Annotated in this window: 4 protein-coding genes and 1 pseudogene; 3 read left to right on the forward strand and 2 right to left on the reverse strand. The window is 40.7% G+C overall.

Annotated elements, in window-relative coordinates; genetic code table 11:
- Positions 1–97 precede the first annotated feature (97 nt).
- Positions 98–715, forward strand: a pseudogene (locus FTV48_RS14230) (macrolide 2'-phosphotransferase); the annotation flags it as partial.
- 138 nt (positions 716–853) lie between these two features.
- On the opposite strand, the gene FTV48_RS14235 reads toward FTV48_RS14230, so the two are convergent.
- On the reverse strand, positions 854–1285 hold the full coding sequence (locus FTV48_RS14235) for a hypothetical protein (RefSeq protein ID WP_039090891.1): 432 nt from the start codon (positions 1283–1285) through the stop codon (positions 854–856).
- A gap of 17 nt (positions 1286–1302) precedes the next feature.
- Complete coding sequence (locus tag FTV48_RS14240; RefSeq protein WP_088749624.1) at positions 1303–1569, reverse strand: mobilization protein; 267 nt, start codon at positions 1567–1569, stop codon at positions 1303–1305.
- Between the two features lie 208 nt (positions 1570–1777).
- On the opposite strand from FTV48_RS14240, the gene mobQ reads away from it, so the two are divergent.
- Both mobQ and FTV48_RS14250 read left to right on the forward strand, forming a co-directional pair.
- Entirely contained in the window at positions 1778–3214 is a 1437-nt protein-coding gene (mobQ, locus tag FTV48_RS14245) for a MobQ family relaxase (RefSeq protein ID WP_107111964.1), read from the forward strand.
- Positions 3215–3315: 101 nt separating this feature from the next.
- Positions 3316–3549: a hypothetical protein gene (locus FTV48_RS14250; RefSeq protein ID WP_068553069.1), complete on the forward strand. Its 234-nt coding sequence runs from the start codon at positions 3316–3318 to the stop codon at positions 3547–3549.
- Positions 3550–3738 lie beyond the last annotated feature (189 nt).

Genomic DNA, 3738 nt, shown 5'->3' on the forward strand with positions numbered 1-3738 from the left:
TGGAAAACGGCGAGATGATAGAAAGTTTGGTTTATGCCTTAAAAGATTAGACCGGTATTTGTCATGCAGTGAATTTTAAATTTTTATCAGGTCACAGCTTGTTAAAGATAATCCTGTTTTAAATTTGGATGCTGAAACCTATGAAATAATTTGGAATATGGACAAAGATAGCCCGAAATACATAACATCTTTGGCAAAAACCTTATTTGAAATCCATAGTATTCCTGAAAAAGAAGTTCGGGAAAATGATTTGAAAATTATGAAACCTTCAGATTTAAGACCTGAAATAGCAAACAATTTGCAGTTAGTAAAATCTGAAATTGGTATAAGTGAGCAATTGGAAACCCGCTACAGAAAATGGTTGGATAATGATGTTCTATGGGCAGATTTCACCCAATTTATACATGGCGATTTATATGCTGGGCATGTACTAGCTTCAAAGGATGGAGCTGTTTCAGGCGTTATTGATTGGTCAACAGCCCATATAGATGACCCAGCGATTGATTTTGCTGGGCATGTAACTTTGTTTGGAGAAGAAAGCCTCAAAACTCTAATCATCGAGTATGAAAAACTAGGGGGTAAAGTTTGGAATAAACTATATGAACAGACTTTAGAAAGAGCAGCGGCCTCTCCTTTGATGTATGGTTTATTTGCCTTAGAAACTCAAAATGAAAGCCTTATCGTTGGAGCAAAAGCTCAGTTGGGAGTTATATAATTTAAAAATATGATTGCTGAGAACTGCCTTGTTTTGAAACTTGGTTGGCTTTAATTAGTTTTTAGTATTCTTTATAGAAAATGCCTCGATCAAGGGGCATTTCTAACAATCATTTAACATAAAATTTCTTATGCGAAATTACATACCAACTTTAACCACATTGTGGACAGGTTGGATTTTAGAGATAAGAAAAACTTCTAGGGCATTTGCTAAATAAGCCGTATCACGCTCAAAGCCTATTGTAATGATGGATCCAGCATCTTTCAGTCTTGGATCTATCGCAATATATTCAGTTTTATCTTCATTCCATCGGCAATATTTCATTACCCTGGCGCTTAAGCCATTACCACGATAACGGCCAGCACCTCTAGAAGTCCCAACACCGATATAAGTCACTAAATCCCCTTTGACAAACGCATATACACCTTGTTTATCGTAATTAGGAATTTTTCCAAAATTAAAATGTACTGGTGACCATTCAGGAGGCTTTCCTAATAGGTCTACATTCCAGTGATGTTCGAAGAATAATTCTGTATTACGTATTAACTTATTAAGTGTTGGATCTTCCACTACTTATCCCTCAAAATTTATAAATTAAAAAGCTTTCGGTCACGCTCATCTGTTAAATACTTATCCATCTGAGCAATTAATTTAGCTCTGGCTTGTTCATCATCTTCAGTGATCTTTAGCATACAGGATCCAATTAAAATTTTGCGTCTGGTATCATCCTTTCGAGCTTGTTCTTTCTCTTTAGCACGTTCTCTTGCCAGTGCTGCCTGTCTTTGAGCCTTTAACTGCTTTAGCTTTTCTTCCTGTGCTTTGATTTTGCTGTCTAGTGTTTCAGTAACGCTCATTAATCCAATACCATCATCCTGGGAAACCATCCCTAACATAAGCGCACTTGAATATGCATTCAAGGTGCTATATGTATAGTAATGTTTTCCTCGAAGAGCGCACTTATGCAAACTTCGTTTGCAAGTACGATTGGGGTCTCCCCAATACCCCGACAACCGTATCCACGGTTGTACTTCACTACGTGAAAATTTAAAAGCGAAAATAGGCATGGCGATTTACCACTTTTCAGTCAAAACCGTAGCACGATCAGCAGGGCGTTCCGCTACTGCTGCGATTGCCTATCGGGCAGGTGAAAAGATCTATTGTGAACGTGAGGGCCGAGAACATGATTACAGCCGAAAAACAGGTGTGGAATATAAAGAAATTTATTTACCCGAAGGCGCACCAGAACATTTAAAAAACCGGGAAAGACTCTGGAACGAAGTTGAACAACGGGAAACCCGAAAAAACTCGACAGTTGCCCGAGAATTTGAAATCGCTTTTCCAAGTGAATTAAATCAGGAACAACGCCTGGCCATGCTCGAAGAGCTATGCGCCAGTATCGTGGACAGACACCAGGTAGCCGTCGATGCCTGTATTCATGCACCGCATACTGGATCTGGTAGTGATGAACGCAATTATCACGCGCATATCCTGATGAGCACACGCAAACTTACTCAGGAAGGCTTCACCGAGAAAACCCGGGAACTGGATCAGAAACACAGTGGAGAAATCGAACACTGGCGCGAACACTTTGCCGATATCTGCAATATGCACCTGGATCTGGCTGGATACACTGCCCGAGTCGACCACCGCAGCTACAAAGACCAGGAGAATGGTTTAGAAGCCACGCTGCACGAAGGGCCGAAAGTCACCGAACTGCGCCGAAAAGGGATTGAGACCGAAATCAGCCGAAGCAATGACGAAATCAAACAGAGAAATCAGGCTCAGCTGCAATACAGCAAAAATATGGATCTGCTGATTGCTGAAAATGAGATCAAACTCAGCACACTGAAAACAGAACAGCAGATCCAAATCAAAAATAGCGCTAAAACGCCACCAATTGACGAAAAAGCCCTGTTTGAGGAAAAACAGAGGGAAACCCTTGGCAAAGTGCTAAAACGCGAAATCAGCGCAAAAGACGCGAATCTAGACCTGGATTTCATGCAGCGTAATCTCAAACAAGCCGAAATAACCCTGACCAAGCACCACAAACATCAAAATGAGTTCAATCAGCAGCTTGCCCAGGAGATCGTGAAAAGCGGACTCAAGCAAAGTCATGACAAATTGCAAAGCCTGGTCGATCAACACAACGAATTAACTCAGAACAAACCCTTACTGTTTGGAAAAAAAGCCTGGGAAGCCCAACGTGATGCGATTTACCAGGAGCACAAAAAGCTGAAAGGTCAGCATGAACACCAGAAAAAACATGGTGTGAAGGATTTATTGGAAAATGACAAATTCAAAGAACATGCCTGGAAGCAGTACCAACAACAACATCCAGCCAAAGCCAAGCAATACCAGACTCTATACCCATCCTATCAAGTCATTAAAAAATGTGTGGATGAGATCAAAGCAGAACAACAGATGAAACTCAGACAGGAACAACAGCTCAAAGCACAGCAACATGCGCCTAAAATGAAATCTCGTGGCATGAGTCGCTAAACAGAGCGAGTGTCTACGAGCGAACTGAGAAAATTTGCCCATCCCTTTCCCTGATTACAAGCTCCCTATCCATCAATCACCTGCTTTACAGAGCATCCCGAATGGGTGCGAACTTTCCAAATTTGATTCCTAAACCGAGCGTAGCGAGAAAAAAAGCTCATGAGCGAAGCGAATTCCGAGCTGCTTTTGATCTTGCTTTTGCTTTTTCTCAAATTCACGAAAATATGAACCAAAAATTGCCCCGACGAATCGAGCGAAAGCGAGATTCAATAGAGTTTGAGCGAAGCGAAAACCAAGGGCAATTTTTTACTCCCTGGGCTTTTAATTATTTTTAAGCTTTTAAATGCTTTTAATTAAGCTGTAATCCTTTATTCATAATGGTTCTAGAGATATTAAAACGAGGTTTACCTTGCATTAAAACGAGGTTTACCTTGCATTAAAACGAGGTTTACCTTGCATTAAAACGAGGTTTACCTTGCAACAGAATACGCAACATGCGTTGATGAAAGTAATTAATCAGCCCC

The organism is Acinetobacter sp. YH18001 (assembly GCF_013416975.1).
GTDB classification, from domain to species: Bacteria; Pseudomonadota; Gammaproteobacteria; order Pseudomonadales; family Moraxellaceae; genus Acinetobacter; species Acinetobacter pseudolwoffii.